Source organism: Bradyrhizobium erythrophlei, assembly GCF_042430365.1.
Classification (GTDB): domain Bacteria; phylum Pseudomonadota; class Alphaproteobacteria; order Rhizobiales; family Xanthobacteraceae; genus Bradyrhizobium; species Bradyrhizobium erythrophlei.
In genome coordinates, this window is the sequence record NZ_JBHMET010000087.1 from 12,032 (window position 1) to 30,138 (window position 18,107).

Here is an 18,107-nt window from a genome sequence, read left to right on the forward strand (position 1 = left end):
AAGCTCGGTCTCGAGCGACTTGGCTTCCTCGACCGTGATCACGCCCTCGTTGCCGACCTTCTTCATGGCGTCGGCGAGGAACTTGCCGATTTCGGCGTCGCCGTTGGCCGAGATGGTGCCGACCTGGGCGATCTCCTCGTTCGAGGTGACCTTCCTCGAGTTCTTCTCGAGGTCCGCAACCACGTGCTCGACCGCGAGGTCGATGCCGCGCTTCAGGTCCATCGGGTTCATGCCGGCGGCAACGGCCTTGGCGCCCTCGCGGACGATCGCAGCCGCCAGCATGGTTGCGGTGGTGGTGCCGTCGCCGGCCGCGTCAGCGGACTTGGAGGCGACTTCGCGCACCATCTGGGCGCCCATGTTCTCGAACTTGTCCTCGAGCTCGATCTCCTTGGCGACGGTGACGCCATCCTTGGTGATGCGGGGGGCGCCGAACGACTTCTCGAGCACCACATTGCGGCCCTTCGGACCGAGGGTGACCTTCACCGCGTTGGCGAGGACGTCGACGCCGCGCAGCATCTTGTCGCGCGCCTCGACGGAGAATTTGACTTCTTTAGCTGACATAATGATTTCCCTGAGTTTCGTTTCTTCTCACCCTTGGCGGGGCGCCCGACGAGCGCTCCTCAGGGGTGAGCGGTGGATTAGGCGGCCTTCTTGTTGGACGACACGTCGGTGAGAACGCCCAAGATGTCGCTCTCCTTCATGATCAACAGCTCCTGGCCGTCGATCTTGACCTCGGTGCCCGACCATTTGCCGAACAGCACGCGGTCGTCGACCCTGAGGTCGATGGGGATCAGCTTGCCAGCTTCGTCACGGCCGCCCGGTCCAACGGCGATGACTTCGCCCTGCGAGGGCTTTTCCTTGGCTGTGTCTGGAATGATGATGCCGCCAGCGGTCTTCTCTTCGGCGTCGATGCGCTTGACCACGACGCGGTCGTGAAGTGGACGGAATTTCATGCAGCCCTCCTGAGTGTTTGCACGAGTTGACGATTCTGGATTGTTAGCAGTCGATACCTACGAGTGCTAGCGCAGGCGAAGCTGAAATAGGACAGGGTTTTTCGCGAACAAGAGTTTGCAGCAGAAAAATTGACGCTCACCTGATCCGGCGTTCCGTCAGCAATCTTCCGGCCGTAGTCGGAGCACTGTGATCGCGGGGCCCAGCGCGGTGCGCGGCATGCGCGCCTCACGCGAGAAAGCTTCCGAATGGAGTGGAGTGCCCGCCACGATCGTCCCCCGCCGAAGGCCAATCGCGGCAAGCGATTGGCAACGAGGCAAGAACTGGCGCAGTTCAACAAGTATTCTGCCGTAGTAGGGAGCGAGCGTAGAGCAGAGAAAAAACTTGCTGGATAGGCTCTATAGCAGGTGCTCATTTGTCCGAGTTCCTAAGTTCGACGGCCCAAAGGTGCGAGAGCTCCAAGACTTGCCTAAAGGTCGCAAGCCGGCGCGTCGACGAATGGGAGGGACGCTCAATCGCGGCCCGGATGGGAGTTTTCGGGGATGTTCGAACACGGCTGTCGCCTGAAGCCAGCGGCCTGCTGGTGATAGAGATGTCAGAGAACATGGTGCGCTGAGCGGTTGGAGGTAGCGGTCGATTCGAAACTGGGCCAAGGAGAATTAAGAAAGTCGTGCTGGGCACGGCAGCTCTCATCGCAAGGACGACTTAAGCTAACTTGCACGAACTTTGACTGCAAAGGCTTGCAGACCGTCTTCACCGAGCTCCTCGACATAGCTGACACGCGAGCCGACAGTGATATTCGCGCGACCTTCCAGAACACTGATAAAACTGAAGTAGATCTCCCGGCCGTTGGCGCTCTCGAGGAAGCCGAACGCGCCGCCTGGATCGATCCGCACGACGGTCCCAACCGGCTCTCCTTCACAAGAGCCTGTCTGGCCGCTGCCCATCAGGTGCTCTTGGTCCTGCAGCTGGCTCCGCGCTTGATTGAAGCTATCGTCCACGGCATAGGCGAGATCGGCGTACCGCTCATCCTGCTTGGACGTCCGTCCGACATTGACCTCCCGTCCATTGGGAAGCGCGAGCCGGATGTTCACCTTATACTGACCACCCGGCTCGTGACGATCAACCGGGCCTCGCACGTTGATGCGCCCTGCCGACACTCCATACAGCTTTTCCAGCTCGGATATGTGCTGCTCAATGACGGCTTGCAGTTCTGCGGGCGGCGTTAGATTCTCGAATTCGATTTGAGCCGTGGTTTGCATAGTGTTGCTACTCCAATCTGAACGCTGAGCGAATTTCCTAGGGCTCGCCGCCAGGCTCCATGAGCCACCAGCGACGTGAGACTTCAACCGAGAATCAATTGGACGCCGGCAGCAAGCAGAATCGCCGCGAGGATGAAGCTGATGGCCGTCTGACCCAACCATTTTAGGCCGATGGCCGTTCCTGCGATGGCGCCCCCCAGTGCGGCGATTGCGTAGAGACCCAAATGCAAAGACGGAAATTGGCCAGTGAAAAGAACTCCGACCAACCCGACGGTGGAGTTCGCCAGGATAAAAGGGGCCGACACCGCGGCCGTCTGCTTGGGTGACGCCCAATTCATTGCGATGAGCGTCGGGGCCAGGAACACTCCGCCGCCCACGCCGGTTAGGCCAGAAACGAGGCCGATGGCCGCTCCAACACTGACGGCTCCCCAGAGCGGAGTTTCGCGATTCCGATCGGCGGCGTGTCCGCGCCGCAAGATCATCGCGGCGCCTGCCAGAAGAAGGACGACACCGGTCAGCGTTCGGTAAATGTGTTCCCCGAGCACGATGAGGCCACCGGCGAGCGCCGTTGGCATCGATGAAAGCACGAGCGGACGCAGCATTGTCCAGTCAATGACTTTGTTGCGATTGAAGACCCATGTCGAATAAGTCGCGACCACAATGTTGAGCGCAAGCGCCGTCGGGCGCATCTGTGTCGGTGGCAGAGCGGCGAAAGCCATCAGCGCGAGAAACGCTGTACCGCCCGCCTGGCCAACGGTCGTATAGAGCAGTGAGATGATCGCGAAGAGCAGAGAAAACACGCTACACCGACCTTGGCGAAGTTCTTCGCCTTGCTTGCATTCACCGCGCAGCGATGTCCTCGCGAGGCAAGGCGCAATTGCCTTCCCGGTCCGATACGTTTGCTGTCACTTTAACCGGGGTGCGCTCGTCTCGGAGGTAGATCGTCACTGTCTCCGTCATGCTGACGGCCAGGGCGTGAAGATAATGGGCGTGAAGATAATGAGCGGCGGCGTCGCCAGAGAACGCCAGCGTGTACAAGCGCTTCGACGTGAGGGACCACGTGCAGGCGACGACTTGGCACATCATCAGGGTCCATTGGCGCGGCCAGATCTATATTCACCTCGAGTTCCTTGACCACGATTGCCATATGCCTGACATCTCCATCAATTACCAAGCTTGGTAGTTGACCGGGTACGCAAGGCGTTTGCGTTAGGAGGCCGGTCGGTGACAACGCATGTCGGGCCGGCGCGAGCTGTCTGCCGACTGATGATCAAGCGGCGGCTTGCCGAGATGTGTTTCGATGGTTCGCGCAAGCTTGCTGATAATGGCGATGCGATTTCTCTGCCATTGCTGAACTGGTTGAGGTCAAGCCGTCTCTTTCCGTAATAGAAGTGCACCTCATCCGCGGGTAAACGCCTGGCGGGATGAAGACAGTGCGCCGGCTCTTTCCCGCCTTCCCATGCTGTCCGACCGGACCGGATGAGGGAGTGCCCGCGCGGCCATTGGAACTATCAGTGGCCGCGGCCAATGCCCGCAAGCGGACGAGACGGCGCTCCACCAACTTTCCAAACTGCTCCATCCCCTAGCGCGGGACATTGGTCTTACAATTATAGTGCTCTCCGGCCAGCCCCATTTTGGTGCAAGCCTCCTTCAGTACGTCTTTGGGAGTTGCCCAAGTCGGGTGCCAGTTCTTTTGGTCGTAGCGAACGTCCTTGAACAAATCCCACATGATAATCCCGGCTTGACCGTACTTCATCGTCTCATCGACGAGCAGCGTCAGCTTATCTTTGGTCAGGACCAGGTTTCCGGTCGCGGGCTGCCCCACCTCAAAGCCGACGGTGATCGGAGGTGATATTAGGAGTTTGCGAGGCTGGATCGACGCCTGAGCGTAGGTTCGTGACCCCGAGAGCTTGACATTAGATGTCGTTACCCAGGAATCCGCCGGTAGCCCTCCGCCGGTCTTCAACCAAGTGGCGAACTGGTTGTAATAAAAGCTCACCTGCCCGACGAGGTCGCAGGGGATCTCGGAATCGGGATCATCCCCGTCTTTGCAATCCCGTTGGCTGAGGTCGTAGGACATGATTCCGACGTGGCTCAGCTTGTCTATCTCTTCTTTGTAAAGCAGGGCAGTATTGTAGATCAACCCGTACAAGTTTCCGCCCCGCCACGCGCCGCCGTAAATGCCAGCGTTCGACGCGACGGTGCCCCAGTTGGCGGACATATTGGGGATCCCGCCGCTCGCAGGCGCTGCGGTGCTCAGCTTCATCGAAGGGTTGATTCTCTTGATCGACGTATCGAGTGTCTTCAGAATCGCGGCGAACTTGTCCACCGTCAGCGGCATGGCACGTGCATATTTTTCGGATCGCGAGTCGACCTCCATCTGAGGATTATAGACATCCTCGCTCAAGCCAAGCTGCTTGAGCTCAGCGTCGCTCAGCCGCTGAGGGGTTCCATTTTCGACTGGCGGAATGATCGTGTCGGGATTCAACGTCCAGAATTTGGCATTGATGTCGGCATGCCAGAACTCTTCATAGTCAACATCGATGCCAGCCGCGCCCAGGTCGTTCGCGAGCTGAACGATGTTTCTGTATGCGCCCTCGGCTGCACTGCCCGTGATGTTGCTATCAAAGCGGGGGATCGTTTTGGAAGGATTCGGAAAAACATCGTATACTTCGTCCGCAGGCCCGCATGCGTTTTGCTTTTTCGCCGTCTTATCGTAGATGTCCGGATGGCAACTAAAATTCCAACCGCCGACCGCGATGTATGTTTGGACGCCATGGGCTCTCAGGTTCGCGAGAATGCCCTTCAGCCTCTTGAAGTCTGCTGCCCCATTTGTGGCATCCATGGGGAGCTCTTTCTCTTTGACGCAGGTATAACCGAACAATCCCGTGCAGGTCAGGCTGTTTGGCGTGTAATTGATGAGGCTAGGCTGCACGAACGACAGCATCAGATTGTTGAAGTTCGAGCCCTCGGCGGCGATTTTCTCGCTAAGCTCCTCCAGGTTCTCCAGCGTTGCATAGTAGTCGGGCGCGCCCTTCTTCGCTGAGGGGCCGCTTAGGTAATAAGCCGAGATTTCTGGTGTCGCTGCGGCATATCCAGAAAACACAGATGAAAATGCGATCGACAACAGGACCAACCACAATCTCATACTGCTCATGAGATGCCTCCCTTTGACTGCGCGATACGCGGTTTGCACGCCGGTAGAATGCCAATGGAGGCGTAACGCGTGCCGTTCCCTGGCGAATGGTGATGTCGAAGCGCCGTGTAACACGGCAGCCTTTGAAATGGCGTTGACGGACCTTTTTCTTAGGTCCAGACGAAGGGCTCGGCTTGGTCGTTGTACTTGTTGACGTAGGCTTCGATGTGGTCCTGAAGCTGCTTGAGGCTTCTGAAGGACGTAGCGAAGCGACTGCCCCTGTGAGATCGAAAACCATACCTCGACCTGATTGAGCCAGGACGCACCTGTCGGCGTGAATTGAAATTGCACGTTGGCCTCGAGCCAATGTTCGTTTTTCTTGTGGCTGTTGAGGTTGTAGAGGATGACGTGAAGCGTTCGGCTGCGGAAAGGCCGTAGTGCCCCTGTGATCGAGAGCCGATAACGCTAAATCCGTCCGTGCCTTAACACGAAAGATCGCATTAGTCGGATAACATCCCGTCCAACGCCGTGCGGATCTTGGTTGCCCTCGACGCCTCGATAGATGCGCTGTATCTGAGGGAGTCTCGCTGAACAGCAAAGGCTTCGAGCCGTCCGGCCAACGACTCCGTTTTGGGATCGCGTCTGCTGTTACTGACATCTTCGCCTTTGATGCCAGCTTGGTACCTTGCGACCTCCTCGATTACTCCTCTCGAGTGGGAGTGCTTGTAAAACAGCGCTGGGAGAAACCTTTCCCCGTGAAACAAGCTTATGCCGGCAAATTCTAGCATGGCGTCGGGTGAGGGAATGTAGTTGGGGGACTCATCCCCCTCCTCGGCAATCGTTCCATGCCGATGAAGATTGTTGTGCCAGCCATCGAAGATGGACGACTCTCGGTGTGCCGCCAGCGCAAATTGCATGCCGAATATCACGCAATCGGCAGACGATTTTTGCGCGCCAACACCAATAAAGGCCCACTGCGGCTCTGTTCGCAGCTGCTGTAGCGCTTCCCGTCGCAATCTGGAGTATGCGGTCACGAAGGTGTAGAGGTCGGCTGGCTCCATCACGATAACCGTCGGCGGGGCTCCGGCGCGAATTCGCACATCAGCAGCAAAGTGGTGCATCTCGCCGTCCGCCAACCGCACGACAGCGCGCCAGGCACTATCCGACGACCGGTCCGCCAACGCCTCAAGAAACTTGGCGGGCGCGTCCATATACTTAAGATTAAGGTCCGGGTAGCGCCTGTTATAGCTGTCCACCAGGCGATGAAGGTTGTCGATATCAAGGGACAACAATTCCTGGTCGGGCTGGATGTCGGCAGACATATAGCGAACCACCTGCTGACCGTATTCCATTAGGCCGGACGAAATTCCCGCTTGGCCGGCGCGCTCAAGCGTTTGCCCAAGCGACTGGAGCTTCTCGTTAATGCGGGCCGGACGAATACGGTGAGATATGGTTCCGCCATCGGCCTCGCGAGATGATCCGGGCGCGTGCTGCGACTCAATACTGGATCGAGGTGGACTCGATCGCACCAAATCTAGCTGAGTAGCAAACTCGGCCTCCAGGGCGTGTCCGTCATCGTGAGAAGTTTCGCGCCGTACGCTCAGTCGTGAAATGCAGCCGCCCATATCTATGCTCCTGTCAAAAGGATCAATCACCCGACCAAGGACTGAAGTCGTGATGGCGCATTGAGCGCGTTCTTAGTGATCTGCGCAACGAATCACGAGCCGCAGAAGTCGACGGGGGAGGCAAGCAACGGGCCGCGCCGCCCGATGGTAATCGAAAAACGAAGTCAGCGCTAGGGACTGGGATGTCACGCGACATTCTCACCTCTCGCTGATGTGCGAGTTTTCGCGCGCTCCGGTGAGAATGCGAAGTCCTTATTGACACTCTCATCGCTGCCACGTGGCAGGATCGCTACTCTTCCCGCGTTATGTGGCAACAACATTCGGGTGATCGACGATGCGGGACGTTTTCTATGAGATGTCCCTGTCAACGAGTTGCCGCGTCGAAAGAACAGGGGCGAAACGCATCTATCGGTGGGGCCGCCGTGACAGATCGTTGACCCAAGCGCCCCCCAACCGCTTGAGTTGCGATCGGCAAAGGCCATCTGGCGGCACTCACGAATGATGGCATGCTCTTTATCGAGAAAGAGACGGTGGATAGCTCACGTCGACGCCCAAACGAGAGAACGCGGCATTCGAGACGATTGGACGATCGGAGACGATAACGCGATTCCCCGGATTCGAAGATGGTATGTAGAAGAACTGCTCGAACCGCGACCTCCAGAAGCAGTGACATCGGCGTTTAAACCCCCAGATGCACGGAAGACTGCGACTTTAAAGACGTTTGCAGACTGACGGCATCGCCTTACTCTTTCGTCTTACGGACGACGGCTTGAGAATCCGGTTCGAGCCAGAGCGGGCCATGGAGACCCGGGACCCCGCCAATCGAACCCGACCCGAAAGAGTGCTCATAAGAATATCGCAGCGAGCGTGCCAATCGCGCCGAACGCCAGCCCGATCAGCGATCCGGTTGTCGGCACGTCTCGAAAGAGCAGAAACGTAAGAATAGGTTCCACCACTAGAATCGACCCCACCGACATTGCGACAATTATCCAAATATTCTTGAGATGCATGTAGGCGAGCGCGTATCCGTAGACAAGCAGGATACCTCCGGTCGCTATTAGCAGGAACATCGGCAGGAGCGTTGGCAGAAGCGGCGCCTGATGCCCGCTGGCTTTTCCAAACTTCTTTGAAGCGATCAACTCCGCGATTACCGAGAGGGCTTCTCCTGAGAAAATTGCCCCTACCGCCACAATCCTCAACATTGAGCTCATTGTCTGATTCTACCAAAAAGGAAGGTGAAAGGTACCCACCAATATTCGATTCGATTTTTGGCCAGCCTCTAACAGCTGGAATTACGATGACGTGAAAACGAAATCAGCGCATCGATCCCGACGGACTCCAACCGGAAAACTAGGTGTTCGAGTTGTCATCTTCCATCCAGTGATCGATGCTTGAGAGTGCAATTGCGCGCTTTGCAGCGGGTTGATCCGGGCATCGCCGCGCTTGAAAGGCTTCACGAAGGCTTCGGCCATGTCGTTGCTCTCAGGGCTCTCCGCTGACGGAAGTGGGGCTCGAGGTTTAGGCGCGGATGTCGCCAAACCGCTGCTCGACACGATGCACCATCACATCTCTGATCATCTCGCCGGAGGTTCCAGCTGTCGTGCCGATCCAGCTGACCACCGCGCGATCGACAGGGGCTACCCCCACACGTGCGTTCCTTTCGGCCCCGGGGCCACTTCCACATCCTAGAGGATCCCGTCGACGAACTTCCTCTCGATATCCCAAGCGAGCTAGACATGCTCGCACGCCAAGCACTTAAGGGGCTTGAATCGCACGATGCGTCAGGTTGTACGCTCCCAAAAAGAAGGTACCGGCAAAGGAAGGTACCGGCAAAGAAAGGAAGGTACCGACGAAGCTACCGACGGACGTACTCGATGATGGGCAGCGAACTTGCAAATGCCTCAAGTCCGAAAGCTCGCTCCACAGGAGTCCGTTATTCGCTCCTTGGAAAGTCTGGCGCACGAAGTGGTCTATGCGGGTTCGGCCGGAGCAAGATGAGTTGTTCAATCCACTTCGCGTGAGACGTGGAAGATGTTTGCCAAACTCCCACGAAGTTCATTGTTCGCCGATCAGCTGATGGAAAATAACCATGTCGCCACCAGATAGACCGCCGCTTTTGCGGCGAAGACATTGTCGGAAGGATGACCGCTGTATCGAATCGGAAGGTCTTGCCCGTTAACTCGCAATGAAACGTGGGCTCGTTTCCAAGCGGCGCGGTCGCGGAACAAGTGACGCCTTCTAAAGCCCCGTGGTGAACGCCGGTAGCGAGGACCTCGAGCCCGGATACACGATGAACTGCAGAGATCCGGCGCGCGCGCCGCCTTTCCCAAAGGACAGGGGCGCGTGCAGCTTTCGGCCACTTCTAGAATCTATGAAAACTGGTGATGCGCGCGATGAAGAAGTCAGCGATACGTGAGCTTTCCCTTGTACGTAAGGGATGCATTCTGGGCGTTGGGATGCTGGTTTCGTCAGCGGCCAGCGCGAACGACGATTTGATGAGCTCCGCTCGGCAGATTTTCAAGTCGATACCGTCAGTCACTCCAGAGGTAAAAGACAACCCAGTCACCCGCGAGAAGGTGGAACTTGGCAAGATACTGTTCTTCGATCCGAGGCTATCGGCAAGTGGGGTCATTAGCTGCAATACGTGCCATAATCTTGGCGCCGGCGGAGTAGATTCCGGTCCGACATCGGTCGGTCATGGCTGGCAGCTGGGTCCACGTCGGGCGCCCACCGTCTATAACGCAGTATTCAATGTGGCACAGTTCTGGGATGGACGGGCGGCAGATCTGAAGTCGCAGGCCAAGGGCCCTGTCCAGGCGAGTGTCGAAATGAATACGACGCCAGATAGATTGCTCAGCACGTTGAATTCGATGACCGACTATGTCGTCATGTTCAAGAAAGCGTTCCCTGGCGAGGCGACGTCCGTCACCTTTGACAACTTCGCGAAGGCGATCGAGGCTTTCGAAGCAACCCTGATTACGCCGGCAGCCCCGTTCGATCGATACCTCGAGGGCGATACGCATGCTCTTGATGATCAGCAGAAGGCGGGACTAGTGCTATTCATGGAAAGGGGATGTTCATCTTGCCACAATGGAATCAACGTCGGGGGACAGGATTACTTCCCGTTCGGCGCGGTCGAAAGGCCGGCCGCCCCTCTGCTTCCAGCCGCCGATAAAGGGCGTTTCGCCGTCACCAAGGCGGCTGGCGATGAATATGTTTTCCGCTCCGCTCCATTGCGCAATGTCGCGTTGCGGGCCCCGTATTTCCATTCGGGCCAGGTTTGGAGTCTAAAGCAAGCGGTTGGCGTGATGAGTGAGACTCAACTCGGTGTGAAGCTCAGCGATAAGGAGGAGAACGACATTGTCTCGTTTCTGAACTCGCTGACGGGACAGCGGCCCAAGATCGAGTATCCGATATTGCCCACGCGTACCGACGCAACACCGCGGCCCGCCCTAGACAAATAGACCTGCACTGTGGTGGCACTATGGCTCTCGATTCCAAATGGACGTCCAAGGGGAGACGGCGCCGCTGGCAGGCCTCTCCCACAAACCAAGAGTTCGCAGCTTTATCCTGACTGGCGCGCCATCGGTCTCGCTCGATGGCAGCAAGCCAGGTTTCTTTCCTCGAATGAAATTCAGTCATGATTTGGAGAGCGCTTGTTGCCGACTTCACGCGCGCATGGAGGCGCCCACCTTGGGACAGTTGAGCGTGGTCGCTGATTTGCTTCGCGTTAATCTCCCGCACTGGGGCATGTCTTCGGGGCCTCGCAAGCTATCCGGCGAAATCGAGCACAATACGGCCATCGATCTTTCCGGACTTCATCCGGTCGAAGACGTCGTTGATCCCGGCGAGCGGCATCTTGGTGATCTCGGCCTTCACCTTGCCGCCGGCCGCAAAGGCAATGGCTTCGTCGAGATCCCTGCGGGTGCCAACGATCGAGCCGCGCACGGTGATGCGCTTCAAAACAACATCGAAGATCGGCATCGGAAAGTCGCCGGGCGGAAGGCCGACGAGGCTGACGGTGCCCTTGCGGCGCACCATCTTCAGCGCTTGGGCAAACGCCGCGGTGGAGACCGCCGTCACCAGCACGCCATGTGCGCCGCCCCCGGTCGTGGCCACGACCTTCTCCACTGCATCCGCCGCAAGCGCGTTGACCGCGAGATCGGCCCCTGTCGCGCGTGCAAGCTCGAGCTTGTCATCGGCGATATCGATCGCGGCGACCTTCAGGCCCATCGCTTTGGCATACTGGATCGCGACATGGCCGAGCCCCGCTTCGCGGCGAACGCGGCGGAGGCGATGACATATTCGGCAAAGCCGCCATTGACGTTGTAGCCGGTGTTGTGCTGGCGTTCGCACAGCGTTTCCCAGCCTGTTTCGCAATATTCGCAACGCAGACAGGCATCGTGCAGCCAGGCGACGCCGACGGCATCGCCGACACTGAGATTGGTGACACCCGGCCCGAGCGCTGTGACAATGCCGGCCGCCTCATGGCCAGGGATGAATGGAAGAACGGGCTTCACCGGCCAGTCTCCAGACGCAGCATGCAGATCAGTGTGACAGACGCCGCAGGCTTTCACCTTGACCAGGACTTCGCCGGGGCCAGGCTCCGGCACTGGCACATCCTGGATCTCAAGCGGGTTGCCGAATTGTGTGACGACGGCGGCTTTCATGGTCGGCATGGGTCTGGTCCTTTGGATATCGGAAGGAGACTAGCGATCGGTCGCGGCGTCCCCTTGATCGGAGTCAACTCAGATCACGGCAAGGGCGCGATCACGGACCTGGAGCTTGCGGAAAGCTACGCTCAACACGCCCGTCTCTACTTCGATCGAACGCCTCTCGACCTCGACCTAGCTGCTCCTGGAACGTTCGGCATCGTTCCAGCCGGCGGAATGCTCGCGCCGCTGAAGACGGACTACGAGAAGATGGCTGGCATGATCTTCGGCCAAGTCCCGCCGTTCGATGAGATGATCGAGCGAATAGCAGAGGGCGGAAACGACATTGAATACCAAGCCTAACCCTGGGCCCCAGTAGGACAGCCGACATCGCGCACGATTTCAATATAATCCGCTGGCGGTGGTTGGCGGCGGCCTTACCTGATTGGCGGCGTGTCGCAGACGGAAAGCCGGGCATCGAACCGCCTAATGCGCTGGCCGAAACAAAATCGGGGGACGAGATGGCTGAGACTCAGATCGAGTGGACGGACGCCACTTGGAATCAGTCGCGGGGCGCCCAATCGTGACCGCCGGTTGCACTCACTGCCACGCCATGGAGATGGCCAGGGCGCCTCGAGGCGATGGGCATGGAGAAATATACCAAGCTGACTCACAGAACGAAAACGTGCATGGTCTGGAATGGTGTCATGCGTGACGAGCGTGAGGCGCTCTCGATTCCGTACCGCTGGCGCAAGTCTCGCAAGATATTCGTAAACTCGATGAACGCCCTGTTCCATGCCATCGGCTGTTCTGCAGTTCGGGTTGACTATCGCACGCTAGCTGCGAGACGTTGAGCCAGCGCCTTTGCTTGAAATCCAGTGATCGACCAGCTCGCTGAGGATTCCGAGAGGAAGTGCACCGCTACCGAGAACGACGTCGTGGAACTCGCGCAAGTCGAACGCTCGGCCCAGCGCAGAGTTTGCCTTACTCCTCAACGCGAGCATTTGCTGCATGCCAACCTTGTACGCCGTCGCCTGGCCCGGGATGACGATATAACGTTCCACTTCACCGATGATCTGGGATAAGGGATGGGGGGTGACTTTGTGCAAATAGTCGATCGCTTGTTGGCGCGTCCAGCGGCAAGCGTGGATGCCGGTATCCACCACAAGCCGCGTGGCGCGCCACAGCTCCGCCGCCAGCCGACCGAAATCGGACATCAGATCGCCATACGCACCCAAGTCCTTGGCAAGCAACTCTGCATATAGCGCCCACCCTTCCGAATAGGCGGCGTACGAGCCGAACTTCTGGAACGTGGGAACTCCGGTCAGTTCGCTCGCCATCGCCAACTGTATGTGATGACCCGGCACGCCCTCGTGGTAGGCAAGAGCTTCGAGCTGGAAAGTCTTCAGGATCTCCATTGTGGACAGGTTGACATAGTAGATGCCGGGCTGGCTACCATCCATCGGTGGCGCCTGATAGAAGGCAAGACCGCTAGATTCCTCACGAAAGGCCTCGACACGCCTGACAACCAGAGGAGCTCTGGGAATCCTCCCAAACGAATTGCCGAGCTTGCGGTACATCTGATCCATAACGCGGGTGGCGTCGCGGAGGTAGGTGCTCCGTCCCTCCTCGCTGTCCGGATAGACAAACTCGCGGTTTGTCTTGATGTGCTCGAAGAAAGCAGCGAGGTCGCCGCCGAAGCCAATCGAGTTCTTCATCTTTTCCATCTCTCCGTGGATCCTGGCGACCTCCTCCAACCCGTACTCGTGAATTTGTGTCGCCGACAGCTCCGTCGTGGTCACGTGCCTGAGCTCCTGCGCGTAGAACTCAACGCCGTCGGGGTGTTTCCAGGCGCCGTCATCCGTGCTCGCCAACGCCTCGAGCCGGGCCGCCGCCGCAATCAAGTCAACGTAGGCCGGTTGGACGAACCTGATCATCGCTTGGACGGCTGCTTCGATTAGCTTGGGCTTCTTCGTATAGGATATGGGGAGCGCCTCGACCTTCGCGCGGACGTCCGCAAGCCACGTCGAGTCCTTTCCTGAAGCATGAAAGGGCACGCCGCTCAGAAGATTGCGACAATCCCGGATGACTTTGTCGTAAACAAACCTGGGAGCGACGATTCCCTTGCGATAACGCAACTCGACACCATCGATGACTTGTGCGACCAACCTGCGGACGCCCTCGAGGCGAGAGATGTAGGCCTCCGCATCCTCGACAGCGTCGATGGGATGATTGTTGAGCAGGAAGGCCGGAATGGACGATTGCCAGCCTTCCATCTGATTCAGCGGGTAGTTGTAATGCCGGAACTTGTCCGCTTCTAGCATCGTCACACAGCCGCTCTCGAACAGCCGATAGCTGAGCTTGGCCCCGTCCGGCAACGTCCGCGGATCGAAGTCGGTGCGCAGGCGATCAAGGTCTCGGCCTACCTCCCGAACCGCGTCGTCCTGTGCGGCTTCGTCGATCTCATCCCAGAGATGCTGGCGATCTTTGCGCCCGAGCAAGGCGGCCTCGCTCGTCGGGCTGCGGCGGATTTGTCGTTCGAAAGCCTGTTCGAAGAAAATGCTGAGCGCCTCGGCTTGCGTTCTGGCGGTGACGGATTGTGACATGGCAGGCTTGCTCATGGCGTTCGAGGTTCCTTGCTGAAAACTGATCCGGGGCGCCCCGAAGATGGCGAGCCCATTGCTTCGGGACGCACCTCATCCAATCAGGCGCTTGTCCTCGAGTATTCGCAGCCGGATTGATGCAGCCGAGACAGGCACCGAAGGCAACGGCGATGCCTCAAGCTCTTTCATGCCGCCTCACAGCAGAATCGGGCCTGGACATTCTGTAACGTCGCCGCTCCGACTGTGCCGATCAGGCATTGGTCGCGGCGCCTCGCAACCAAGCAAGCAGCGTGCCGATTTGGAAGTCGGAGGTTCTACAGCCGCTCCGTACTGGGTGCGCGTAGCATCAAGTCGTAAACACGCACCTGAAAGCCAACGAACCGCCTGTCCGCTTCTCCGCGGCACTCGTGAATAAGTTCTCTCGCTAAATAAAAACTCAGTGACACGTCACTGCTGAGGCCCAATTCGCACAGAACGCATTGGTCGGGGCGGATGAACTGGGCCCGCAAGGAGCGCGATCGTGCGCGCTACTACGATGAGACCCGCCGCCGCTCAGAGAGCCCATTGGCGTCTTCCTGTAAGCCTGCAACTTCGCCAAGGCTCAAAAGCCCCTTGCGGCCTCACGCCATTCGAGGCCATCGGCAAAGCAGGGTGAGCCGTCGCCGAGTCAGATAGATGCGATCCGCCTCGGGACTAAACACCTAGCGCACTTTGATCTTATCCAAGGGAAGTCGCAGTTCTGCGGCGCGCTCCTCCCGATCCCTCTTGCGAAATTCGCTTTCCTGCAGCTCGAATTTTGCCAGTTCCTTCCGGGCTACCTCAAACAGCCGCTCTCGCGGCGCTGTGCCGAGTTGAACGCGTTCCGTCATGATGCTCTCCGATGACGAGGCCCCCATCCTAAACAAGGATGGGAACCGCTGAAAGGTTCGGCGCCGGAAGATTACGAATTTATGACAGCGCTGGATTGCCGGCCAAGGCAGCCGGATCGCCATGAGAAGCACCGTTGGCCGGATGGCGGATCCAGATATGCGATCTAACGCGACCAGACTGGATTCACGACTGAGGACACTAGCAACTTTTCATTAGGACACTTGGGTCCAAATACGGAGAGTGTCGCTGGTCCTGTCCCAACTGGGACACCAGAAATAGAATTGAGACAACCGGCAGGATTCGAAATCCGCACTTGGCGAGGAACGCCTATTTGATGCCAGCGCTCAATGCTGGTGATTTGTTGCAGTTTCTCGCGAGCCATCTGGAGGGCATTCCTGAGACTTAACACAGCAGAAATACAAACTCCCTGGCGTCGACGAGGTCGATCACGGTGGATACCCCGCTCCCATTGAGCTTTCAGATCGCATCGCGGTCCGCTGTTCACGCGAAATCTGACGCTGCCGGATTTCGCTCTTTGCGATGCAGTAAGTTGCGTTACCTTCGTGTGAGAAGTCGTGTGTGACATGGCGAAAAACAAACAAATGCGAGTTACTTTCGGACAGCAACGGCGTGAAGCACGTTTTTTCTGACCAGCTTTAGACAGTGGAATCTCGTGTAAGCAGTTTCGGGCGATTGGCCCGTTATTTGCAGCGCTTGCAGAACCGTACGGCTCCCTGCCGCATCTGCAGCGTTTGCCTCAGACACGCCATCTCCGTGCGACGAACGGCACCTGCCATGAAGAAGTGCATCTCGATAGCGCTGGGCACGGTCCCTCTTAGTGCTGCTCTTAGTGACAGGCACGGCGCTCGCGAGCCAATACAACATGGACAGAATCGGCGAACTCCTGCTCCACTCGGGCCGCGACCTCATCCTCGTGTGCGCCCATCGAGGCCTGCACGGCACGCTGGTTCGTACCAACATTCACATTCCCGAGATCCGGGATGCTCCGGAAAACTCTCGTGCCGCAATCGCGCCGCAGCGGACAAGAACATCGAATGCCTGGAAACTGATCTCCGCTCAGCCAATTGGGGAGACGTGATCGTGCTCTACGACCGGGGTGCTCAGCTCTGATGCCGGACGCAAGTTCTATGCGCCGCAGATGCGCGAGGAGGCTGCGTGTGCAATCAGGTTTTCGTCAGACTCGACGTGTATGTTTGGCAGCCAGAGCGCAATCACACGCGTGACCGCTCGCATGGCAGACACAACACAGGAGAAAGACATGTCTGTAATCCGCGGCACAGAGTCCAACGATCGCTTGGACGGCACGCCCGATAGGGACTATATCAGGGGCCTGGGCGGGAACGACTGGATCTCAGGTGGTGCGGGCGCCGATGATGTGGAAGGCAATAAGGGTGACGACACGCTCTCTGGTGGTGCGGGTGACGATTTTCTGTACGGCGATGAGGGCAACGATACTTTGTTCGGCAATCAGGGCAACGACAACTTCATGTTCACGAGCGGAGGCGGCAAGGATGCCGTGATGGACTTCACGGTGGGGGACAAACTGCACATCGCGGAAGGGATCAATGACACTGGTATTCATACGGTCACCGATCTTGTCGCTCGCGTCGAGGCGGCTGGCCCGGACACCACGGTCGTTGACCTCGGAAAGGGTAATTCGATCACGCTCACCAATGTGAGTGCTAACGACGTTCAGCATCACCCGGAGAATTACTTCTCCGTCATGCATACCACCGAGCTATTCATCTGACTTTCTCGGCGATACATTTCGGCCGAGAAAACGCGGCCGGGCACGGCGATCGATATGGCACGTCCTTTCCACCTGCCGCTGGTCGCCGTCGCCCTCGACGAGATAATTGAACCTCTCTCGATACGCAGGGACATGGCGGTCCGAGTTCATCGACAGGTCGCAGAGTTGCATGAAGCCATGAACACGCGGACACTGTCCGCATCGCAACAAGGGCTCTGCATTGTCTGATTTTGTCCTTCCGGGCCGAATGCTGGTCTGAGGCCGCGAGCGCGCCAGAAGCCGGTTCTCGGGCTCGTCCGCGTCATACTGACGCCGAGCGCGCTCGGCCTCGTCGCGGGCACGCTCCGCGCGAAGCACCCGCTGACGCTCGAGCCGACAGCTCTCCTGCTCCAGTTGGTCCGCCGCCGCGTCGTAAAGCCGCTCGCCATCCGCAATGAGCACGCCGAATACCCGAGCACAGCTCGAGAAGCTGACGCCAGTCCCAATTATTGCAGGCCAAGCGGAGAAGCATCGAGACTCACCACAAGACAATCGTTGCCAAGGCCGATCTTGATCAATGAGCTTCTGAAAACCATGACGATCCACGCCGCCAGCACCGGACTTACCCCGATCCGCGTCAATCACCCGGACTCGCCCGGGCGGCCAGCCCAGACCGATGGCGCGATTGATAAGGCGGTACTGCAGCTCGCTGCTCTCGTGATGCTGGCGCACCTGGTTCACGGATGACTGCCGCACGTAGACATAGGCCAACTTCGCTCGGTGTGCGGTCGTGAGCTGCTCGTCAGCGATGTTCAAGCTGAATCAGTACGACTCTGTCCCTTCCGGCGTGCCGGGTATCGCTTGCATTCGTCGCATCAGCGTAGCGATCGCTTGAGAACTCTGGGTTTGCGTCGCGTTTGACAGATTCGGCCGCAGGCGCGGAATGCAGCCGTCGGATGGCCGGTAGGCCTCTACGCGCTCCAAACCGCAGGGTTCGTCAGCTTCTCGAAAGCTGGTTTCACTATTAAAGCAAGTAAGGAACCATTCCTCAAAGTGGCAGACAGAATGAATAACGACTCATGGAGCCCCGCTGACTTGGCCCGGCAGCAACCGGTCGACATGAACGCACAAACCAGCTCACCAGTATACCCGTCGCCGGATCAAACGAACTTTGACCAGCAGCTAAGTGGGTTGCGGCCAGTCCATCATTCAGTCTTGACAAACCTCGAGGGGGACTCTCCTTCGACTGTGACAAATG

General features: G+C 58.2%; 16 protein-coding genes and 2 pseudogenes. 5 read left to right on the plus strand and 13 right to left on the minus strand.

Features of this window, described 5'->3' with window-relative positions; translation table 11 throughout:
- From ACFFWD_RS15805 to ACFFWD_RS15845, 9 genes and pseudogenes are all read right to left on the minus strand, one after another.
- The coding region (locus ACFFWD_RS15805; RefSeq protein WP_376966645.1) for a TCP-1/cpn60 chaperonin family protein at positions 1-561 on the minus strand (561 nt) is incomplete at its 3' end.
- Positions 562-638: 77 nt separating this feature from the next.
- The gene (locus ACFFWD_RS15810) at positions 639-953 is read right to left on the minus strand and encodes a co-chaperone GroES (RefSeq protein ID WP_376966647.1); all 315 of its coding nucleotides are present in this window, start codon (positions 951-953) and stop codon (positions 639-641) included.
- Between the two features lie 708 nt (positions 954-1,661).
- Complete coding sequence (locus ACFFWD_RS15815) at positions 1,662-2,213, minus strand: HPF/RaiA family ribosome-associated protein (RefSeq protein WP_376966649.1); 552 nt, start codon at positions 2,211-2,213, stop codon at positions 1,662-1,664.
- An 83-nt stretch (positions 2,214-2,296) separates the two neighbouring features.
- A complete protein-coding gene (locus ACFFWD_RS15820; RefSeq protein ID WP_376966651.1) occupies positions 2,297-3,013 on the minus strand; it encodes a sulfite exporter TauE/SafE family protein in 717 nt (238 codons plus the stop codon).
- A 782-nt stretch (positions 3,014-3,795) separates the two neighbouring features.
- Entirely contained in the window at positions 3,796-5,370 is a 1,575-nt protein-coding gene (locus ACFFWD_RS15825) for a hypothetical protein (RefSeq protein ID WP_376966653.1), read from the minus strand.
- Positions 5,371-5,467: 97 nt separating this feature from the next.
- Positions 5,468-5,802 (minus strand): annotated as a pseudogene (locus tag ACFFWD_RS15830) (transposase); the annotation flags it as partial.
- A 47-nt stretch (positions 5,803-5,849) separates the two neighbouring features.
- Positions 5,850-6,974, minus strand: a complete 1,125-nt coding sequence (locus tag ACFFWD_RS15835) for a YopJ family acetyltransferase (RefSeq protein WP_376966655.1) — start codon at positions 6,972-6,974, stop codon at positions 5,850-5,852.
- A gap of 845 nt (positions 6,975-7,819) precedes the next feature.
- On the minus strand, positions 7,820-8,185 hold the full coding sequence (locus tag ACFFWD_RS15840) for a hypothetical protein (RefSeq protein ID WP_376966657.1): 366 nt from the start codon (positions 8,183-8,185) through the stop codon (positions 7,820-7,822).
- A 307-nt stretch (positions 8,186-8,492) separates the two neighbouring features.
- On the minus strand, positions 8,493-8,621 hold the full coding sequence (locus ACFFWD_RS15845; RefSeq protein WP_376966659.1) for a hypothetical protein: 129 nt from the start codon (positions 8,619-8,621) through the stop codon (positions 8,493-8,495).
- A 746-nt stretch (positions 8,622-9,367) separates the two neighbouring features.
- Here ACFFWD_RS15845 and ACFFWD_RS15850 point away from each other — a divergent pair.
- The gene (locus ACFFWD_RS15850; RefSeq protein ID WP_376966661.1) at positions 9,368-10,438 is read left to right on the plus strand and encodes a cytochrome-c peroxidase; all 1,071 of its coding nucleotides are present in this window, start codon (positions 9,368-9,370) and stop codon (positions 10,436-10,438) included.
- 307 nt (positions 10,439-10,745) lie between these two features.
- Here the strand turns inward: ACFFWD_RS15850 and ACFFWD_RS15855 are convergent.
- Positions 10,746-11,593, minus strand: a pseudogene (locus ACFFWD_RS15855) (zinc-dependent alcohol dehydrogenase).
- On the opposite strand from ACFFWD_RS15855, the gene ACFFWD_RS15860 reads away from it, so the two are divergent.
- Entirely contained in the window at positions 11,516-11,989 is a 474-nt protein-coding gene (locus ACFFWD_RS15860; RefSeq protein ID WP_376966708.1) for a diacylglycerol kinase catalytic domain-containing protein, read from the plus strand. The pseudogene ACFFWD_RS15855 and the gene ACFFWD_RS15860 sit on opposite strands and share 78 nt — an antisense overlap.
- 278 nt (positions 11,990-12,267) lie before the next feature.
- Positions 12,268-12,480, plus strand: coding sequence for a hypothetical protein (locus ACFFWD_RS45305; protein ID WP_474796880.1), 213 nt, complete (start codon positions 12,268-12,270; stop codon positions 12,478-12,480).
- Here ACFFWD_RS45305 and ACFFWD_RS15865 read toward each other — a convergent pair.
- Together ACFFWD_RS15865 and ACFFWD_RS15870 are read right to left on the minus strand one after the other, a co-directional pair.
- Positions 12,463-14,247, minus strand: coding sequence for a DUF885 domain-containing protein (locus ACFFWD_RS15865; protein WP_376966663.1), 1,785 nt, complete (start codon positions 14,245-14,247; stop codon positions 12,463-12,465). The genes ACFFWD_RS45305 and ACFFWD_RS15865 overlap by 18 nt on opposite strands.
- A 683-nt stretch (positions 14,248-14,930) precedes the next feature.
- Positions 14,931-15,098, minus strand: a complete 168-nt coding sequence (locus ACFFWD_RS15870; protein ID WP_376966665.1) for a hypothetical protein — start codon at positions 15,096-15,098, stop codon at positions 14,931-14,933.
- A gap of 884 nt (positions 15,099-15,982) precedes the next feature.
- Here ACFFWD_RS15870 and ACFFWD_RS15875 point away from each other — a divergent pair.
- Positions 15,983-16,198, plus strand: coding sequence for a hypothetical protein (locus ACFFWD_RS15875; protein ID WP_376966667.1), 216 nt, complete (start codon positions 15,983-15,985; stop codon positions 16,196-16,198).
- 180 nt (positions 16,199-16,378) lie between these two features.
- Positions 16,379-16,870, plus strand: coding sequence for a calcium-binding protein (locus ACFFWD_RS15880; RefSeq protein ID WP_376966669.1), 492 nt, complete (start codon positions 16,379-16,381; stop codon positions 16,868-16,870).
- Here the strand turns inward: ACFFWD_RS15880 and ACFFWD_RS15885 are convergent.
- Positions 16,859-17,665, minus strand: coding sequence for a recombinase family protein (locus ACFFWD_RS15885; RefSeq protein ID WP_376966671.1), 807 nt, complete (start codon positions 17,663-17,665; stop codon positions 16,859-16,861). The genes ACFFWD_RS15880 and ACFFWD_RS15885 overlap by 12 nt on opposite strands.
- Positions 17,666-18,107: the final 442 nt, after the last annotated feature.